At 61.1% G+C, this 18,881-nt stretch carries 16 protein-coding genes and 1 tRNA gene; 5 read left to right on the top strand and 12 right to left on the bottom strand.

The window, feature by feature from the left end; all coding sequences use genetic code 11:
- Position 1: 1 nt before the first annotated feature.
- The 4 genes from H3T93_RS01750 to H3T93_RS01735 all read right to left on the bottom strand — a co-directional run bounded on the left by H3T93_RS01750 (position 2) and on the right by H3T93_RS01735 (position 4,641).
- Positions 2-919, bottom strand: coding sequence for a Nif3-like dinuclear metal center hexameric protein (locus H3T93_RS01750; RefSeq protein ID WP_046323009.1), 918 nt, complete (start codon positions 917-919; stop codon positions 2-4).
- Between the two features lie 48 nt (positions 920-967).
- Complete coding sequence (gene polA, locus H3T93_RS01745) at positions 968-3,862, bottom strand: DNA polymerase I (protein WP_144177200.1); 2,895 nt, start codon at positions 3,860-3,862, stop codon at positions 968-970.
- A gap of 8 nt (positions 3,863-3,870) precedes the next feature.
- On the bottom strand, positions 3,871-4,518 hold the full coding sequence (locus tag H3T93_RS01740) for an ANTAR domain-containing response regulator (protein ID WP_015021953.1): 648 nt from the start codon (positions 4,516-4,518) through the stop codon (positions 3,871-3,873).
- A 49-nt stretch (positions 4,519-4,567) separates the two neighbouring features.
- A tRNA-Leu gene (locus tag H3T93_RS01735) sits at positions 4,568-4,641 on the bottom strand.
- A 121-nt stretch (positions 4,642-4,762) separates the two neighbouring features.
- On the opposite strand from H3T93_RS01735, the gene H3T93_RS01730 reads away from it, so the two are divergent.
- On the top strand, positions 4,763-5,356 hold the full coding sequence (locus tag H3T93_RS01730) for an NUDIX domain-containing protein (protein ID WP_046323781.1): 594 nt from the start codon (positions 4,763-4,765) through the stop codon (positions 5,354-5,356).
- Positions 5,357-5,564: 208 nt separating this feature from the next.
- Here the strand turns inward: H3T93_RS01730 and pyk are convergent, their stop codons facing one another.
- From pyk to H3T93_RS01700, 6 genes are all read right to left on the bottom strand, one after another.
- Positions 5,565-7,007 (bottom strand): pyruvate kinase, encoded by a 1,443-nt coding sequence (gene pyk, locus H3T93_RS01725; RefSeq protein WP_046323011.1) that lies wholly within the window; start codon positions 7,005-7,007, stop codon positions 5,565-5,567.
- Between the two features lie 114 nt (positions 7,008-7,121).
- A complete protein-coding gene (locus H3T93_RS01720; RefSeq protein WP_144177201.1) occupies positions 7,122-8,120 on the bottom strand; it encodes a TerC family protein in 999 nt (332 codons plus the stop codon).
- A gap of 173 nt (positions 8,121-8,293) precedes the next feature.
- Complete coding sequence (gene uvrB, locus H3T93_RS01715; protein ID WP_144177202.1) at positions 8,294-10,405, bottom strand: excinuclease ABC subunit UvrB; 2,112 nt, start codon at positions 10,403-10,405, stop codon at positions 8,294-8,296.
- Between the two features lie 38 nt (positions 10,406-10,443).
- Complete coding sequence (gene coaE, locus H3T93_RS01710) at positions 10,444-11,076, bottom strand: dephospho-CoA kinase (protein ID WP_144177203.1); 633 nt, start codon at positions 11,074-11,076, stop codon at positions 10,444-10,446.
- Positions 11,077-11,162: 86 nt separating this feature from the next.
- Positions 11,163-12,668, bottom strand: coding sequence for a 30S ribosomal protein S1 (gene rpsA, locus H3T93_RS01705; RefSeq protein WP_046323014.1), 1,506 nt, complete (start codon positions 12,666-12,668; stop codon positions 11,163-11,165).
- Positions 12,669-12,772: 104 nt separating this feature from the next.
- Entirely contained in the window at positions 12,773-13,693 is a 921-nt protein-coding gene (locus H3T93_RS01700) for a bifunctional methylenetetrahydrofolate dehydrogenase/methenyltetrahydrofolate cyclohydrolase (RefSeq protein WP_144177204.1), read from the bottom strand.
- Positions 13,694-13,904: 211 nt separating this feature from the next.
- Between H3T93_RS01700 and H3T93_RS01695 the strand changes: the two genes are divergently transcribed.
- Both H3T93_RS01695 and H3T93_RS01690 read left to right on the top strand, forming a co-directional pair.
- Complete coding sequence (locus H3T93_RS01695) at positions 13,905-14,780, top strand: ABC transporter ATP-binding protein (protein WP_144177597.1); 876 nt, start codon at positions 13,905-13,907, stop codon at positions 14,778-14,780.
- Positions 14,777-15,604, top strand: a complete 828-nt coding sequence (locus tag H3T93_RS01690) for a metal ABC transporter permease (protein ID WP_144177205.1) — start codon at positions 14,777-14,779, stop codon at positions 15,602-15,604. Before H3T93_RS01695 ends, H3T93_RS01690 begins: the two co-directional genes overlap by 4 nt.
- Before the next feature lie 6 nt (positions 15,605-15,610).
- On the opposite strand, the gene H3T93_RS01685 is transcribed toward H3T93_RS01690, so the two are convergent.
- Both H3T93_RS01685 and H3T93_RS01680 read right to left on the bottom strand, forming a co-directional pair.
- Complete coding sequence (locus H3T93_RS01685) at positions 15,611-16,090, bottom strand: 2-C-methyl-D-erythritol 2,4-cyclodiphosphate synthase (RefSeq protein WP_144177207.1); 480 nt, start codon at positions 16,088-16,090, stop codon at positions 15,611-15,613.
- A 14-nt stretch (positions 16,091-16,104) separates the two neighbouring features.
- The gene (locus tag H3T93_RS01680) at positions 16,105-16,725 is read right to left on the bottom strand and encodes a CarD family transcriptional regulator (RefSeq protein WP_046323018.1); all 621 of its coding nucleotides are present in this window, start codon (positions 16,723-16,725) and stop codon (positions 16,105-16,107) included.
- 224 nt (positions 16,726-16,949) lie between these two features.
- On the opposite strand from H3T93_RS01680, the gene H3T93_RS01675 reads away from it, so the two are divergent.
- Positions 16,950-17,687 (top strand): response regulator transcription factor, encoded by a 738-nt coding sequence (locus H3T93_RS01675; RefSeq protein WP_046323019.1) that lies wholly within the window; start codon positions 16,950-16,952, stop codon positions 17,685-17,687.
- 18 nt (positions 17,688-17,705) lie between these two features.
- The gene (locus H3T93_RS01670) at positions 17,706-18,818 is read left to right on the top strand and encodes a sensor histidine kinase (protein WP_110425639.1); all 1,113 of its coding nucleotides are present in this window, start codon (positions 17,706-17,708) and stop codon (positions 18,816-18,818) included.
- Positions 18,819-18,881: the final 63 nt, after the last annotated feature.

Genomic DNA, 18,881 nt, shown 5'->3' with positions numbered 1-18,881 from the left:
GTCAGCGCACCACCATGGTCCAAGGGTCGGTGACGATCGATGAGACCTCCACCTGTGGACGAACACCAGTAGCCATCTCCAGGGCCCGGGCAATGTCTCCCTTGGCGTAGCGGAACCAGAGACTTTCGATGGCCGAGTGCGGGGTGTTGATCAGCATGGGTCTGGGCTGATTGGGACGACCCGCTATCCGGGCCTCATAAAGGGCCTGCTGGTAGGCATCCGTGGCAGGATGATGGCGCAAATCGCTGGTGATGTAGACATCTGCCCCCGTGGACCGGACCAGGTCGAACTCGGAGTCCCCCGAGCCGGGCAGCAGGGCGACCGTGGAAACCATGGCCTCGGGCACACCGACCGCCTGAACACCCAGAGCCGTCTTGGGCAGGAGGTCCGCCATTGTATGGACCAAATCCTCAAATGGTGTGGGCTTAGGAAGCCGTCCCCAACGACCCAGGCCTACCTGGATCCCCTGATCAGCGTGTAAATCGCGTTTAGAGACCGACTGAGGAGCCAGTGGTCTCGCCTCCTGCAGGTCAAGAACATCGGCAGCGGCCTGGGCCACGCCACGGTAAGCAGCATCAGCGTTGGTATGCCCAACCCAGAGCCCACAACGGCCCTCAATCAGCCTGGTTATCATATCCCCGCGGAAATCCTGGCCGGAAACCTGGTGGACCGACCTGAAGAAGAGCGGATGGTGGGTGATCAGCAGGTCGGCCTTGTGGTCAAGAGCCTCCTGAACCACATCGGGCCGAGGGTCTACGGCGCACCAAATCCGCCTGACCGGCCAGGACGGATCCCCCGCCACCAGACCAGGATAATCCCAGTCCTCTGCGTATTCCAAGGGGTAAAGCCCCTCCAGCAGATCCACAACCTGGCCCAGGGACACCGAAGGCCTCTGAACCTCATCTTGCCCATCAGACATAACGATCCCTCCTCGGATCCTGCTGGGCCCAAGCCACCCCATGTTAGTTCAGTGAGCGGCTAGCTCCCAATCCTGGCCAATGCCGGTGGACACATCCAGGGGCACGGCCAATTCAACGGCATGTTCCATGGAATCCTTGACCAGTTTGGTGGCCTTGTCGGTCTCTCCGGGAGCGATCTCCACCAGCAATTCATCGTGGATCTGCAGGGAGATTCGGCTCTTCAGCCCCTGATCGGACAAGGCACGGCTGGCCTTGATCATGGCGATTTTCATGATATCGGCAGCTGACCCCTGGATGGGCGCGTTCAGAGCAGCCCTCTCGGCGGCTTCGCGGGTGGGACGGCGCTTGGAACGCAGCCCTGGGAAGTAGCGCCGCCGACCGAACATGGTCTCGGTGTAACCCTTCTCACGGGCATCGGCCACCAGGGACTCCAAGTACTCATGGACCTTGCCGAAGGTGGCGAAGTACTTGGCGCGCAGCACATCAGCCGCGGCCGGGCTGATCTTGAGTTGCTGGGCCAGGCCATAGGTGCTCAGCCCATAGGCCAGCCCATAGCTCATGGCCTTCACATGGGAGCGCTGGTCCCCGGTGACCTCCTCCATGGGGATGTCGTAGACCAGGCTGGCCACGTACCGGTGGAAGTCAGCGCCAGACTTGAAGGCATCGATCAAGGCCTGGTCCCCGGAAAGATGGGCCATGATCCGCAGCTCCACCTGGGAGTAGTCCGAGGAAAGCAGCGCCTCGTACCCGCTGCCAGGCACGAAGGCCGAACGAATCTCACGCCCACGGGCATCCCGGTTGGGAATGTTCTGCAAGTTGGGATCAACCGAGCTCAACCGGCCAGTGGCGGCCACGGTCTGCTCATAGGTGGTGTGCAGCCGTCCATCCCGGGGATTGACAGCCTCGCGCAGGGTTTGCACGATCTGCTTGAGCTTGTTGGTCTCCCTGTGCTTGAGGAGCGCACCCAGGAAGTCGTTGGCCCGTTCGTTGTTGACCGACTTTATATACAAGTCCTGCAGGACCGAGACGTTGGTGGAATAGGAACCGGTCTTAGTCCTATGGGTGGGCACCAGGCCCATATCATCAAAGAGCACCTTGCTAAGCTGCTTGGGGCTCTGCAGGTTGACACGGCTGCCGGCCTTATCCCAAGCGATTTCCTGAGCCTGACGGGCCTCTGCAGCGAACCGGTCGTGCATCTCCTTCAGGCGGGCATCGTCCACCTTGGCGCCCTCGGTCTCCATCTGCGCCAGGACTGCGGAGGTGGGCAGCTCTATGGTGCGGAGCAGCCCGTACTGATGACGCTCGTCCATAAGTTCCTGCAGGCGCTCGGAAACCATCATGACGTATTGCGCCTGACGAAGAATCCGAGTCCCCCGCCGACGCTCGTCCTCATCCTCTCGCCCGTCCAGGGCCAGGGCCCCCTGTGTGGCTTCAGGCTCCTCCTCTACGGGGATGGCAAGGAAATGGGCTACGGCCTGTTCCAGATTGTCAGCATGGAAATCAGGCTCAGCCAGATAGCCTGCCAGCTTGGTATCGAACAGGGGCAGGGGCATGTGCAGTCCCTGGCTCTCCAAGAAGTGCAGATGCTCCTTGTAACCATGGACCACGCAGGTCCCAATCCGCTGGTCAATCAGCTCCTGGATGGCTTCACGCATGGCTTCGTCAATGTCTTCCGCCATAAGGACCAGGCCGTGGCCATCCATGGAGAGAACAGCCAGTTCCTCCAGGCCGTAGTCGCCGTGCTTGGCCCAGCCGATGGCGTGAAGAACCCAGTGCTCTTTCATGGCTTCACTGCAGCGCATGGCATTCTGGTCGGAGTCTCCGATGTCTTTGATTTGGTCCAGAGCATCGGCCATGGCCTTGACATGGTCTGCCGAGCGCCGGCAAAGGGCCTTATCCGGCAGATGCTTCTCGCACCAGTCCCGCAGCTGGTCGGCGGACTCCGCCTTATCACGCTCGGGCTGCGTGAACTCCTCTTGCTTGTTGCTGACATCCACCAGCGCTGAAGCTGGAGAGTAATCGTAATCGGCAACCGTGTTGAATCCGCGCAGGATCTTCTTGCGGGTCTGCGGGCCGAACTGCAGCTGCTCAAAGATGGGCAGAACCTGATCCGTATGGATGGTGCCGAAACGCAGATCCTCCACCTTCACGCCCAGATCCAGGTCGCGCACCAGGGCATTGACCTTCCGGTTGAGCCGCACCTGGTCGGCATTCTCCGCCAATGCCTGGCCTTTCTTGCCGCCGATTTCGTCAGCGTGTTCCAGAATGGAATCCAACGATCCGTACTTGTTGATCCACTTGGCGGCATAGCCGTCGCCCACACCCGGCACGCCAGGGATGTTGTCGGCCCCCTCGCCGCGCATGGCGGCCAGATCCGGATACTGCTCCGGGGTCACCTTGTAGCGATCCATGATGGCCTGGGGCGTCATGTGCTTGAGGTTCTTGAAGTGGTGGCCTGGGTAGAGCACGGTGATGTCGTCGTCCACTAGCTGAAAGGCATCCCTGTCCCCCGACAGGACCAGGGTCTTGAACCCGGCCTGCTCACCCATGGTGGCCAGCGTGCCGATGATATCGTCGCCCTCGTAACCGGGCTTTTCGATATAGGTGATGCCCAGGCCCTTAAGCAGGTCCTGGATCAGAGGCAGCTGGCTCAGCAGTTCCTTGGGAGCGGCTTCACGGGTGCCCTTGTATTGGGGCAACATTGCGTTGCGGAAGGTGCCGCCCTTGACGTCAAAGGCCACGCCCATGTGAGTGGGCTTCTCCTTGGCCATTACATCCGCCAGCATGGTGGCAAAGCCCCATACCGCGTTGGTGGGTTGCCCCGTCGAGGTAGTGAAGCTCTCGACGGGAAGGGCATAGAAGGCCCGGAAGGCCAGCGAATGTCCATCGACGACCAGCAGGGTGCGGCCGTCCTTGTCCTGCTCCTTCGTCTGGTCTTCCATAAGAATGACTAACGATCGTTCTGATTGGCCACGTTGTTGATGACCACGTCGGCCACCTCCTGCATGGTCAGCCTGCGGTCCATGGATGTCTTCTGGATCCAGCGGAAGGCCTCAGACTCGGTCATGCCCATGCTCTCCATGAGCAGGCCCTTGGCCCTGTCCACCCGCTTCCGGGCTTCGAAACGGGCCTTCATGTCGGTTACCTCGTCCTTCAGGGCGTTGATCTGATCGAAGCGTGAAATGGCCACCTCAAGGGCCGGAAGCAACTTTTCCGGAGCGAAGGGCTTGACCACATAGGCCATAGCCCCAGCATCAGCCGCCTTCTCGACCAGACTCTGCTGAGAAAACGCCGTCAGCATAACCACCGGGGCCAGATTCTCCTTACCAATCTCAGTAGCGGCGGTAATGCCGTCGGTGCCGGGCATCTTCACGTCCATAACGACTACATCGGGTCTCAGCTCACGAGTCAGATCAATGGCCTCCTGGCCGCTGGCTGCCTGGCCGACCACGTCATAGCCGGCATCCTCGAGAGCTTCGACGGTATCGAGCCTGATCAAAGCCTCATCTTCCGCCACAACCACGGTCCGCCCTTCGGGGGAATCGCTGCGGTTCTTACTCTCTGAAGCCACTTTCAACCTCGTTTCCTGAAAGTCCATCCTGGCTCCACCGAAAACCGATGAGTGACGGATGGGGTTCGCTTTATCGTGCCCCCGGTGAGACTCGAACTCACACTGCACGGATTTTGAGGCCGTTTCCTCTACCAATTGGGATACGGGGGCTTTTCGTTACCACAGAGAATCTACCATACTTTGGCGACGACGCAAGGTTATTCGTGTTGAATCTGCCTTAGAATGAAGACAGTTATGTATACAGGCACATCAGCAGTCGAAGGAGAGCATGATGACCACTCAGATCTATCGACGGTTCGATCCTTGGCGCACCTCCCCCGTCCAGGAAAAGGCCCGCAAGCAAATTATGGACAGCCATTACTTCAGCGTCGACAGGGTCACCTTTGAATCCAGTGACAATCAGACCTTCGATCGCAGCATCGTCAGCGAGAAGCATGGAGACACCATCGCCGTCCTGGCCATCACCGACGATGGAAGGATACCCCTGGTCGAGCAGTACCGTCTGCCCACCCATCGTTGGACCCTTGAGCTGCCGGCCGGCCATCCGCTCAACGACAAGGAGGCCCCCATCGATGTGGCTACCAGACGACTGCGCGAAGAGGCCGGATACAAGGCTGCCTCCTTCAACCAGTTCGCGAGGTTCATCAACACTCCAAGCTTCTCCACGCAACACACCACGCTCTTCTATGCCGAGGGCTTGACAGCGGTGCAACCTTCCAGCCTGGCACCAGAGACTCCCCACCAGAATGTGCGGCTCTTCACCGTGGACGAGGCCTATGACATGGTGATCGCAGGGACCATATTGGATGCTAAAACCACTATCGCCATCCTGCGAGCCAAAATCGGACTGTCCGACCTGCACTGAGGCTGTTCCTGCGACAATTGCCTGCTACCTAAACGCCTTAGCAACGAGCCGACTAGCACAGGAGCAATCACATAGCGAACCGGTGACCTCTCCCCCTACCTTGTTAGGCGGGGAAAGACCACCGGTTCTTTGCTGTGTCAGCATCGAATGACCCTAACGGTCCAGCTGCCTGGCTGACTCAGACGGCAGTCAGGCAACAGTCCGGAGATCAGTCGTTGGCGCCAACTGTGTGGACGTAGATGCAGTCGGTGTTTCCCGGCTCATACTCGCCCTGGGCGCTACTGAGCACCACCAGGCAGTCGCCGTCGGAGACCTTGCCCTGCTTCTTCAAAGTGGAGTCCACGAAGGCCATAAGGCCTGCACGGTTGAAGTCGTGGTAGTCCTGCTCACACATGAAGGCCTCGGTGCCCCAGCTCAGTGCCAGCCAATGATAAGTGTGCTCATCGGTGGTCAGCGCATAGATGGGGGCGGCCGGACGCTCGCGGGAGACGCGGTGCACGGTGTTGCCGGTCTGAGTGAAGGCGACGATGGCCTTGGCATTGATCTTGTCAGCTAGGTCCACGGCAGCGGAAGAGACAGCACCCGAGTTGGACATGTCCAGGTTGTGCATATCCGGGATACGATCAAACCCGTGGGTGGTGGCGTATTCGGAGATCCGGGCCATTGTAGAGACCGTGGTGTCGGGGTAGTCGCCCACGGCGGTCTCGTTGGAAGTCATGGTGGCGTCGGCACCGTCAAGGACGGCATTGGCGCAGTCGGAGGCCTCAGCGCGGCTGGGGATGGGCGAATGAACCATGGATCCCAGAACCTCAGTAGCGACGATGACTGGCTTGGCGTACTGACGGGCCAGCTCGATGCAGCGCTTGGTCACCAGGGGAACCTGCTCGAACGGCATCTCCACAGCCATGTCGCCGCGGGCTACCATGATGCCGTCGAAGGCTTTGACGATCTCCTCCAGGTTCTCAACCGCCTGGGGCTTTTCGATCTTGGCCACGATGGGGATGCGGCGACCCTCCTCGTCCATGATCTCATGGGCGCGGTCGATGTCAGTGGCGAAGCGGACGAAAGACATGGCAATGATGTCGGCACCGGTGCGGATACCCCAGCGCAAGTCCTCCTCGTCCTTGGGGGTCAATGCCGGTAGGCTCACGGCCACGCCGGGCAGGTTGATGCCCTTGTGGGAGGAGACCGGACCAGCCACGACCACCTTGGTGTGAACCTGGTTGCCCTCGACCTTGGTGACCTCCAGACGGACCTTGCCGTCATCAATCAAAATGGGATCGCCGGGATGGCAGTCACCGGGCAGACCCTTGAAGGTGGTGGAGGTCATGTGCTCGTCACCCTCGACATCGTCGGTGGTGATGGTGAACTCCTGGCCCTCCTTGAGGAAGACCTTGTCTTCGCCCTGCTCGTTCTTCTTAAACCAGCCGCAACGAATCTTAGGACCCTGCAAATCGACAAGGGCCGCCACGTTGCGTCCAGTCTCCTTGCTGGCCTGACGCACGTTGTTGTAAACCTTGAGGTGATCTTCGGGAGTGCCGTGGGACCGGTTGAGCCTGGCCACATCCATGCCGGCCCTGACCAGCTTGGTGATGTTCTCCAGCGACTCCGAAGCCGGCCCGATGGTATCGACGATCTTGGCTTTGCGCATATGCTACCTGCCTGTTCTTTTTCTTACTTACCGTTCTATTGTACAGACTTAGGGTGATGGGAACCAGTATTTCCCGTTAGCGCTAACAACCCTAGTGGCTCAGGGGATTGTTAATTACCTTTCTCCCTGTGCAGCTGATTCAAAGGCCTGATGGCGACTCTTGAGCACTGAGGCCAGTGCGGATATACCGATGGCCAGGACGATGACCAGCAGGGACACCCAGGTCGGTATCTCCGGCACGGCAGCCAAGGACCGCCCGCCGTTGATGAAAGGCAGGGTGTTGCCGTGCAGAGCCTCCATGATCAGCTTTACCCCGATGAAGGCCAGAACCACAGCCAGCCCAAGGGGCAGATACTCCAGCTTGTCGAGCAGGGATCCAAGCAGGAAGTAAAGCTGCTGAAGGCCCAGCAGGGCGAAGACATTGGAGGTGAAAACGATGAAGGGATCCTTGGTCAGTCCGAAGATGGCCGGAATGGAGTCGAAGGCGAACATGACATCTGTAGTGCCAATGGCCAGGAAAACCACCAGCATGGGCGTGAAGTAGCGCTTGCCCTCAAAGGTGGTCCGCAGATGTTCGCCGTCATAGTGGCTGGTGATGGGGATGACCCGGCGCAGGATCCTGATCAGCCCGTTCTCGTGGTATTCCTCCTGCTTGCCGCGGCTGGAGACCATGTTCCAGGCGGTATAGAGCAGAAAGAAGCCGAAGATGAAGAATACCCAAGTGAAGCGGGTAATTAGTGCCGTTCCGGCCAGGATGAAGACGCCGCGCAGCAGTAGGGCGATAGTGATGCCGATACTGAGCACATAGCGCTGAAGACGCAAGGGCACGGCAAAATTGCTCATGATGATGACGAAGACGAAGAGGTTGTCAATGCTGAGCGAGTACTCGGTCAGCCAACCCGAGTAGAACTCGATGGCCGGCTTGGACCCAGCCACCTTCCAGATCAGTGCACCAAAAATCAAGGCCATGACCACGAAGAAGGCAATGTGCCGCACGCACTCGCCGGTGGAAGGCACGTGTGGTCGCCGTCCGATCACCAGAAGATCGACCACGAAGAAGAGGGCCAGCACAACCAGGCTCACAACTATGAACGGCAGAGGTGTCTCGGACATATCACCTGACTCTAGTGGCAAGATATGACGTGCTCATCTTCCCGGCCCACCCATCAGAACATCCTCGCAAGCAATGTTCCGCAGGATCGGGCCTATGATTCCTCATTCATTGTCACAAGCTTGAAGCATGGCCTGGTCGGACCAAAAGCCATGGGCCAAGGCTAAGGCTAAACTTATTTTTTGGCCTCGGCCATCTGCCTCAGCTCCTTCTTCAGATCTTTGATTTCGTCGCGCAGACGGGCTGCAAGCTCGAACTGCAGCTGTTGCGCAGCCGTGTGCATCTGGTCGCTCAGCTGACGAATCAGGTCGGCAAGATCCTGCGCCGGCAGACCAGCCTGGAGAATCTCCTGGTGCCGCTTGTCGGCCTCCTCCTTGTCGTAGAGGGGAACGCCCAGGTGGGAATTGCCAGCCTTGTTGGCGTTGCGGTAGCCTCCTGCCAGCAGGGTCTGGGTATCCACGTCCTCCTTGGCCAGCATGTCGTTGACATCGCTGATCTTCTTGATCAATGGCTTGGGATCCACGCCATGTTCCTTGTTGTAGGCGATCTGCTTGGCCCGACGACGATTGGTCTCGCTGATGGCCTTGTCCATGGAGTCAGTGACCTCGTCGGCGTACATGATGACCTTGCCGGACACGTTCCTGGCTGCACGGCCGATGGTTTGGATCAGTGAGCGGTATGAGCGCAGGAAGCCCTCCTTGTCCGCATCCAGAATGGCCACCAAGGAGACCTCAGGCAGGTCCAGTCCCTCGCGTAGGAGGTTGATGCCCACGATGACGTCGATCTTGCCCTCGCGCAGCTCCCGTAGGAGCTCCACCCGCCTGAGGGTGTCCACGTCAGAGTGCAAGTATTCCACTTTGATGTCGCGCTCAAGTAGGTAATCGGTCAGGTCCTCGGCCATCTTCTTGGTCAGCGTGGTTACCAGAACCCGCTCGTGGCGATCCACCCTTGTCTTGATTTCGTCCAGGAGATCATCCACCTGGCCCTTGACAGGCCTAACCTCCACCTCGGGATCCAGCAGGCCTGTGGGCCGTATGACCTGCTCTACCACCCCGTCGGACAGGCCCATCTCATAGTCGCCTGGCGTTGCCGACAGGTAGACCGTCTGGCCCACCTTGTCCAGAAACTCAGGCCACTTCAGCGGACGGTTGTCCATGGCCGAAGGCAAGCGGAAGCCGTGCTCCACCAGAGTCCGCTTGCGGCTGGCATCACCCTCGTACATGGCTCCGATCTGGGGGACAGTCACATGGGACTCGTCGATGACCAGCAGGAAGTCGTCAGGGAAGAAGTCCAGCAGGGTGTGGGGAGGCGTCCCAGGTTCGCGTCCGTCGAAGTGGCGGGAGTAATTCTCCACTCCGGAGCAAGTGCCAATCTGGGTGAGCATCTCCAGGTCGTAGGTGGTGCGCATGGTCAGCCTCTGGGCCTCCAGCTCCTTGCCCTGCTTGCGCAGTTGGCCCACACGCCAGTCCAACTCCTCCTTGATGGTCTTCAGGGCGCGCTCCATCCGTTCGGGACCGGCCACATAGTGGGAAGCGGGGAAGATGTGCACTGAGGTCTCATGGGCGATCTCGTCCCCGGTCAGCGGGTGCAGGGTGGAGATGCGGTCGATCTCATCGCCAAAGAATTCGATGCGGACGGCCAGCTCCTCATAGACGGGGATGATCTCAACCGTGTCGCCGCGCACTCGGAAGGTGCCTCGGGTGAAGGCGATGTCGTTGCGCTTGTACTGCATGTCCACGAACTTGCGCAGCAGGTCGTCCCGGTTGATCCGGTCCCCCTCGTGCAGAAAGAGCATGCGGCCGGCGTACTCCTCGGGCGTGCCCAAGCCGTAGATGCAGGAGACGGTGGCCACCACCACGCAGTCGCGCCTAGTCAGCAAGTTGGCAGTGGCGGCGTGCCGGAGCCGCTCCACATCGTCGTTGATGTTGGAGTCCTTTTCGATGTAGGTGTCCGTCTGGGGAATGTAGGCCTCGGGCTGGTAGTAGTCGTAGTAGGAGACGAAGTAGGAGACCGCATTGTCGGGCATGAGCTCGCGGAACTCGGCGCATAGCTGGGCGGCCAGGGTCTTGTTGGGCTCCAGAATCAGAGTGGGCCGCTGCAGGCGCTCAATCAGCCAGGCCGTGGTCGCGGTCTTGCCGGTGCCGGTGGCGCCCATGAGCACCACATCGTTCTCGCCATTCTCAATCCGTGTAGCCAGCTCCTCAATAGCCTCTGGCTGGTCGCCGGAGGGCTTGTAGGGAGACTTGACCACGAAGGGCTTATCGGTCCGCTCTATGTTGAACCCCATGAAACTCCCTTCCAGGATGCGTCATTCGCCAAGGCCCGTCAGTTACTGTGCGAGGAAACCTGGGCCAAGGATTTCAGCTCTTCATATATCCTATCAACAGACTCGAACATTTGTTCGATAGGCTGTGACCCGCCCACCACCAGGTCGGCCTGAGCGCGTCGCGCACTGCTGTCGGTCTGTGAGCCAATGCGCTCAACAGCCTGACTCTGAGACATATGCCGCTGATTCACCATGCGCGCAATCCTCACCTGACTGGGGGCTTCTACCAGCAGAACCTTGTCAAAGTGAAAAGGTATGGCTGAGCGCACCTCGGTCAGCAGGGGCACCTCATGCACCACCACCTCGGAACCCTCCAGCCAGGGCCGCTCGGCTTTGGCGGCCAGGTCATAGACCAGCGGATGGATGAGGTCGTCCAAATCCTTGCGGTCCCGGTCGGCCGTCGCTCCTCCGAAGACCCGCGCAGCCAAGGCTGACCTGTCCACTCCCCCATGGCCATCCCCGCAGTCTGCTCCGAACCGCTCGAGGACCGGCCCTACCCCAGGTCCGCCCGGAGCGATGACCTCGTGGGAGAGCCTGTCGTAGTCGATGACCCTGGCCCCGTCCCGAGCCAGCCGAGCCGCCACCGTGCTCTTGCCGGCCGCAATCCCCCCGGTCAATCCCACACGTATCATCCAGACCTCCCAGGCAATGCTGATGGCAACACATACAAATGGAGGGACCCGACCGAGGCCGGACCCCTCCATTCACTACTTAATGCTCACTTCTTTTCCTTGAGCAGCTGCTCGCGCAGGGCGGCTAGCTGATCGTCGGAGGCCAAAGTGCCCTCGGAGCTGGACTCCGAGCTGTAGTTGGTGGTCTCCTCGGAGCTCTGACGGTGGGAGTGGGAACCGGCGGCGGGCGCCTGGGAGGACCGGCTGTCCTCGGCGGCCGAAGCCTCGGCGTTCTCCAACTCCTTGGCCACGAAAGCCTTGTGCTGCTCCCAGAGGTCGTGGGCGGCCGCATACTGGGACTCCCACTCCTCCCGCTGCTTCTCGTAGCCGGCGATCCACTCGTTGCTCTCGGGATCGAAGCCCTCGGGGTACTTGTAGTTGCCGTCCTCGTCATATTCGGCAGGCATGCCGTAGATGGCCGGGTCGAAGTCCTCGGAAGTCGGGTCGACAGAGTCGTCGGCCTGCTTGAGGGACAGTGAGATGCGGCGGCGATCCAGATCGACGTCAATAACCTTGACGAAGATCTCCTCACCCTGCTTGACCACGGTCTCTGGGTTCTCCACGTGGCGGTTGGCCAGCTCGGAGATGTGAACCAGGCCCTCGATGCCGTCCTCGACGGAAACGAAGACGCCGAACTGCACAATCTTGGTGACTTTGCCCTTGACGATCTGTCCGGGCACATGGGTCCGGGCGAAGCGCTGCCAGGGGTCTTCCTGGGTGGCCTTGAGGGACAGCGAGATACGCTCACGGTCCATATCGACATCCAGCACCTCGACGGTGACCTTGTCGCCCACCTTGACGACCTCGCTGGGGTGATCGATGTGCTTCCAGGAGAGCTCGGAAACGTGGATCAGGCCGTCCACGCCGCCCAAGTCGACAAAGGCGCCGAAGTTGACGATGGAGCTGACCGTGCCCTCGCGGATCTGGCCCTTCTTGAGCTGGGCCATGAAGGTCTCGCGCACCTCGGACTGGGTCTCCTCCAGGTACTGGCGGCGGGAGAGGACCACATTGTTGCGGTTCTTGTCCAGCTCCAGGATCTTGGCCTTGATCTTCTGGCCGATGTAGGGAGACAGGTCGCGCACGCGGCGCATCTCGACCAGGGATGCGGGCAGGAAGCCACGCAGGCCGATGTCGACGATGAGTCCGCCCTTGACGGCCTCGATGACGGTGCCCTCGACGACGCCGTCAGCATCCTTGATCTTCTCGATGTCGCCCCAGGCACGCTCGTACTGGGCGCGCTTCTTGGACAGGATCAGACGGCCTTCCTTGTCCTCCTTGGTGACGACCAGAGCCTCAATGGTGTCACCGACCTGGACCACATCGTCGGGATCGACATCCTTCTTGATGGAAAGCTCACGGGAGGGAATCACGCCCTCGGTCTTGTAGCCGATGTCCAGCAGAACCTCGTCATGGTCGATCTTAACGACCGTCCCCTCGACCAGATCCCCATCGTCGAAGTTCTTGATGGTGGAATCGACTGCCTTGATGAAGTCTTCCTCGGATCCGATGTCATTGACCGCGACCTGAGGGACTTCCTTGTTATTCTCTGCCATTAATTAAATTGTTTCTTGTATAGTTGGTGGATATTTTTACCGTTATTGAGTTATGCGTTCCCGCCGGCAGGCGTGAACATTCCCCATGATAGGAGACACCACGGTCATTGTCGCCGGGGAGCCTCGGGCGTGTCGCGCACAGGGATTCCTGCGGCTCGCTCAGCGGAATCGACAACATTGGCCAAGAGCATAGCGCGGGTCATGGGCCCCACACCGCCGGGATTTGGCGTATAGGCAGCTGCAGACAGCCTTGCGGCCGGATCGATGTCGCCCTTGATCCGCCAGCGCTTCTCCTGCTGATCCCAAATCCGGGAGACGCCTACATCCACCAGGACGGTACCTTGGCGAACCTGGTCTGGGCCAACCAGCCCGGCTTGACCCACGGCTGCAATGATCACGTCAGCCCTGCGCAGATGGGCATCAATATCCTTGGTGCGGGTATGGCAGAGGGTCACGGTGGCATCCACCCCGCGGTTGGTCAGGAGCAGTCCGATGGTGCGACCCACAGTCAATCCTCGGCCCAGCACGCAGACCTCCTTGCCGGCCAGGTCAATCCCGTAATGGTCCAGCAGGTACAGGACCCCCCGCGGGGTGCAGGGCAGAGGGGTCCGTACCCGGCCGTCGGCATGCAGAACCAGCTGGCCCAGATTGTATGGATGCATGCCGTCGGCGTCCTTGGCCGGATCGATGCGCTCGATGATCTCAGTGGGGTCCACTCCATCGGGCAGGGGCAGCTGGACGATATAGCCGGTGCAGTCAGGATCCTGGTTGAGCTGATCCACCGCAGCTAGAATCCGATCCTTGCCGGCATCGGCGGGCAGATCCACTCGGATGGACCTGATGCCCACCTGGCTGCAGTCCCGGTGCTTGCCCTCCACATACTTGAGCGAACCGGGATCCTCCCCTACCAGGATGGTCCCCAGGCCAGGAGTGCGTCCCATGGCCGTCAGCCTAGCCACGCGAGCGCGCAGGTCCTCCTTGAGTTCTGCAGCCGCCGCCTTTCCATCTAGTTTCACTGCCGTCAATAGGTCTCCATCATTCAAGCGGGCGCAAACCCTTGTCAAAGTTGTCTGAGCCAGCCTAGCGCAGATTCCTCCCCGACTGGAACCACTGTCCAAGGGCCGGTCCGGGAGGACTTGGCTGACAAAGTTGCGCGCTGTCCACTTCCCCACCATAATGAGAATCATGCTCAATAAGAGCAGGATCACCAATTTGGATGCCTGTGAGAAGGACGCCATGGATACGGACACAGATAGAACATCCACGCAGGCCTGCATTGTCTTCGACCATGCCGCCATCCGCCGATCCGGGCGGCTGATCTGGTCGGAGGGAACCTTCGCCATTCCATCGGGGACCATAACCGCCATCGTGGGCACCAACGGCACTGGCAAAACCAGCATGATGCAGGCCGAGCTGGGCTTGCTCCCCCTGGATGCCGGCAGCCTGCAGGTCCTGGGGCAGCCGGCCGGCCAAGCCAACGACCACATCGGCTACGTACCCCAGAGCTATACCTCGGATATCGACTCCAACCTGACGGCTGAGCAGTCCGTACTGCTGGGGCTGACCGGCACCCGCTTCGGCATCCACCCCGTCACCCGGCAGGACCGCGAGCGCGCCAGAAAGGCCATGCGCTTCGTCGGCGTGGAGGACAGGGCCCACCTGCGCCTGTCGCAGCTCTCCGGCGGCCTGCGCCAGCGGGTGGCAATCGCCCAGGCCCTGGTCTGCGATCCTGATCTGCTCATGCTGGACGAGCCCCTGGCCAATCTGGATCTGGCCGGGCAGCGCGCCACCATCCACCTGCTGGCACAGCTCAACAGACGTCTGGGCATGACCATCCAAGTGGTGGCCCATGACCTGAACATGCTGCTGCCGGTGCTGACCGGGGCGGTCTACCTGCTGGACGGGCACCCCCACTACGCCCGCATGGACGACGTGCTGGACTCGGACCTGCTCACCCACCTCTATGGCACCAAGGTGGAGGTGGTCACCACACCCCAGGGGGACATGTTCGTAGCCCCCGACATGGACGAGCCGATCGGACCCGTCCACAATCGCTACCAACCCAGCCAGGTGGCCCGCCTGCATGGGACGGACCGGGAAAGGACCTCATGACCACACAAGTCTTCGATCCCCATTGGATGGAGATCCTCGCCGCTCCCTTCATGCGCAACGCCATGGTGGCTGGTCTGTGCATCGCTGTGGCCGCCGGAGCCATGGGCTACTTCACCATCGCCAGACACTCCACCTTCGCCGCCCATGCCCTGGCCCACATCGGGTTGCCAGGCGCCACGGGGGCCGTCCTGCTTGGGCTGCCGGTCTCTGCCGGCATGGGCCTATTCGCCCTGGGCGGGGCGCTGGTCATCGGCGCCCTGGGCAAGCGGGCCTCCCAGAGGGAAATCGCCACGGGCACGGTCCTGGCCTTCGCCACCGGTCTGGGGCTCTTCTTCGCCAGGATGTCCAGTTCGGCCTCCCAGCAGATGCAGGCCATCCTCTTCGGATCCATCCTGACCATCACCCGAGGGCAGGTCATCGGCTTCATAATCTTCGACGCAACCCTGCTAATCCTGCTGGCTCTGATCTACCGGCCCCTGCTTTTCAGCTCCCTGGACGAGCAGGTGGCCCAGGCTCGCGGCGTGCCTATCGGGCTGATGAACCTAACCTTCATGGCCATCATGGCCGGGGTTATCACCATCGCCGTGCCAGCCGTGGGGACCCTGCTCATCTTCGCTCTGGTCGTCACCCCAGCGGCCACGGCCAACATCCTGGTGGCCTCTCCCTTGAGGGCCATGCTTCTGTCGGGACTGATCTGCCTGGCTTCCATCTGGGGAGGCCTGGTGATTTCGGCCATGGTGCCAGCCCCGCCAAGCTTCATCATCGTGACCCTATCCACCCTCTTTTGGGCTCTGGCCAGGGGATGGGCAGCCCTGCGTGCCTGATGCCAGTCAGCCCACCAGCGCGGTGGCCATGACGGCGATGCCCTCGTCGTGACCAGTAAAACCCATGCCATCAGTGGTGGTGGCGGTCAGCCGAACCGGTGCGCCAACTGCCTGGCTCATGGCCTGCTGCGCCAGGTGGCGACGAGAAGAAAGTCTGGGGCGCTGGCCGACGATAACCAGGGAAGCATTGAGCAGCCTGCGACCGTGCTCATGCAGGCAGGTCATGGTCTTCTCCAACATGGCTACCCCATGCATGCCCGCTCCAGGAGCCTGTGCTCCCAGGCCGAACAAGGTGCCTATATCGCCCAAGTCAGCAGCTGACAGGATGGCATCAATCAGGGCATGGGCAGCTGCATCACCGTCAGAATCGCCCAGCAGGCCAGGGGTTCCATCATTCCAGGACAGGCAGGCCAGCCAGAGGGGACGTTCACCAGTCGGATCGAAGCGATGGGCATCAAAACCCAGTCCGATGCTTGGATGATCCATGGCCGGCTCCGGCCTCAGCGCTTACCCTTGGTCTTGCCCTTGCCCTTGGTCTTGGCAGCCTCCTGGGCCACCCGTGCCAGAGTCTTGGAAGCTGGCTCCTTGGGTGACTTGGTATGGTGCTTGTCGTCACCGGGCATGGGCTCCGCATAGCCCAGATTGACATCCAGCAGACGCTGGGCCTCGTCCTCGTCCAGATTCTCGGACAGGGCGATCTCGGAGGTCAGGATCTTGCGGGCCTTGATCAGCATCCGCTTCTCGCCCGCCGACAGCCCGTGCTCGTCCACGTCGCGTTGGGAGAGGTCGCGCACCACTTCGGCGATCTTGTTGACCTCGCCGGTGGCGATCTTCTCTACGTTCAGCTTGTAGCGGCGGGACCAGTTCATCTCCTTCTCCTCGACCACCGGAGTGCGCAGGATCTCGAAGACCTTGGCCACCGCCTTGGCGTCGACGATGTCCCTGACGCCCACCTTGGCCGCGTTCTCGACGGGGACGTTGATGACCAGCCCATCAGAGGAGAGCACAGACAGCTGCAGGTACTTGCGGGTGACACCCTTGACGGTCCGTTCAGTGATGGCATCCACTCTGGCGGCCCCATGACGCGGATAGACGACCATGTCACCGACCTTGTAACCCATATGCCCTCCAGAACGAGTCGAGAAAATACCATATAATAATGCCATTGCGCATGGACTTGCCGACGGGGACTCGACGACGACGCGATTCTCTGCGAGCACACTTCCCCTGGAGACTCTGAAGACTATTCTGGAAGAAACGACGGTGGTGGAACGAATGCCGACAAGGCTCCACCCCGCATGACGAGCATCGTTTTGCGGATCAGTGATCGAAGACAGAGGTAGGCATGATCAAAAACACAAGCCGCTACACTACACCCAGCACCATCCTGGTGGTTGAGGACGAACCCACCCTGGCCACCGCCATCGCCCAGCGTATCACCGCCGAAGGGTGGACGGCACGGGTGGCCTCGGACGGTGCCAGCGCCGTGCAGGCCGCATCCCAGATCAAACCCGACCTGGTCATCATGGATATCATGCTGCCCGTCATGGACGGACTGGAGGCCACCAAGAGGATCGTGGCCGAGCGGCCGGTGCCGGTGCTGATTCTGACCGCCCGGGACGATGAGGCCGACAAGGTGACCGGTCTGGGCGCCGGTGCCGACGACTATATGACCAAGCCCTTCTCCATGCGCGAGCTGATCGCCCGCTGCAAGGCCCTCCTGCGCCGGGTGGAGAGGGCCAAGGTCATCGCCAAGAACTCCGAGAACGAGAAGGTGCTGGATTTTGGATCCCTGGTCATCGACCCGGCCCAGCGCATCGTGACCCTACGCGGGGAGCAGATCCATCTGACCCCCACCGAATTCGACCTGCTGGCCACGCTGGCCCGCCGACCCAAGTCCGTACTCACCCGCGAGAAGCTGCTGGAAGAGGTCTGGGACTGGGTGGATGCCTCGGGCACCAGGACGGTGGATTCCCATGTCAAGGCCCTGCGTCACAAGCTGGGCTCGCAGATGATCCGCACCGTGCATGGAGTGGGCTACGCCTTCGAGCCGCCCGAGGATCAGGACCAGGACCAGCGGTAACGGCCGCGGATGCACACCATGAGCAAGGACGGCAGGAGCCGGCGCAAGGGACCCAGTCTGAGTGCGCGGGTGGACCGCGAACGGCCCATCGGATCCTTCGCCTCATTGAAGGTGGAGCTGAGCGTTCTGATCATCATCTCCACAGCCATCGCCTTCGTCATGGCCTGGTTCCTGCTGAAGATGGGCTGGAGCGGCTGGATTGCCATGCCGCTGACCCTGGTGGTGGCCTTGGGAATCACCTATTTCTTCTCCCGAGGACTCACCGCCCCCCTGCGGCAGATGCGGGATGCGGCCGAGGCCATGGCCGACGGGGACTACACGGTCCGGGTCCACGCCACCACGACCAGCCATGACGAGGTGGGGCTCCTGGCCCAGTCCTTCAACGAGATGGCCGAGGAGCTCCAGCACGCCGACCAGATGCGCCGGGACATGGTGGCCAATGTCAGCCACGAGCTGCGTACCCCGGTCTCGGCCCTGCAGGCCATGGTGGAGAACATGGCGGACGGGGTGACCGAGCCCACACCAGCCAACCTGGAGGGAATTCTGGAGCAGACCCATCGTCTGTCCGACCTGATCGCCTTCCTGTTGGACCTGTCGAGGATGGAGGCCGGGGCCGCCAGCCTGCAGATCGAGGACTTCGACTTCGGGGACTTCATCGACGAGACCCTTCAGCCCCTAGCCATAGCCGATGCCGGGCACGCCCACGACATCCAGGTGGACCTGGAGAAGGGCCTGAGAATGGAGGGCGACCAGGACCGGCTGCGCCAGCTCTTCACCAACGTCATCAGCAACGCCCTGAAGCACTCGGCCGACGGCACCACGGTGCTGATCCAAGCCCACGAGGACCGGCAGCAGGAGACCATAGTCACCAACGTGGTCAACTTCGGCTCGCAGATACCTCCCGAGGCCCGTACCGATATCTTCCGGCGTTTCGTCAAAGGCAAGGCCGGGCCGGGCACGGAGTCGGGCGGCACCGGGCTGGGACTGTCCATCGCGCGCTGGGCGGCCCAGCTGCATGGAGGTCAGGTGCAGGTGGTGGACGATCCGCGCGGAGCGGACTTCGAAATCACCCTGCCCAGATATCACCGCGACCTCGACGAGGACGAGGAGGGCGTGGGCCGTTCCGACTGATCCGACGCGCCGCATTGACTGGGAGGCGGACTTCGACTCATAATGAAATCGAACATTTGTTCG

The sequence above is a fragment of the Bifidobacterium sp. M0404 genome, from assembly GCF_016101415.1.
GTDB classification, from domain to species: Bacteria; Actinomycetota; Actinomycetes; order Actinomycetales; family Bifidobacteriaceae; genus Bombiscardovia; species Bombiscardovia polysaccharolytica.
The sequence above is the reverse complement of the archived record's forward strand: the minus strand, read 5'-3'. Positions and strand labels throughout refer to the sequence as shown.